Here is a 361-nt window from a genome sequence, read left to right on the forward strand (position 1 = left end):
CAACGGCTATTGGTGCTTCACTGTTGTTATTTGGATTTTTCGGATCTTTTGCCTTCACCACTAATGTGCTGTCTTTGGTGATGTCGATTGGCTCGTCATTTCCATTAACTTTGTCTTTGTCATTAAATTCAACTTCAAAGTTGCCTTTATCGTCTGTTTTGCCTTTACCAACAACTACGCCATCCACAGTCACTTCAATTTCAGTACCTGCTGGTGCGTCTGGTACATTGCCTGTTAAGACAAAGTGATCTGGGTTTGGCTCTGTGCGGTCGTCTGCTCCACCTTGGCGGGTGTCTGTCGCGTCTAATTTAAGATCTTTTGGTGGGTTGAGTTTGTCCTCAGGGTTGTTTGGCAATTCTTC

At 44.3% G+C, this 361-nt stretch carries 1 protein-coding gene; it reads right to left on the reverse strand.

What is annotated here, in order from left to right; all coding sequences use genetic code 11:
* A partial coding sequence (locus A1D25_RS02000; protein ID WP_157394039.1) for a hypothetical protein occupies positions 1-361 on the reverse strand: 361 nt, incomplete at both ends.

This window comes from Ursidibacter arcticus (assembly GCF_009761375.1).
GTDB classification, from domain to species: domain Bacteria; phylum Pseudomonadota; class Gammaproteobacteria; order Enterobacterales; family Pasteurellaceae; genus Ursidibacter; species Ursidibacter arcticus.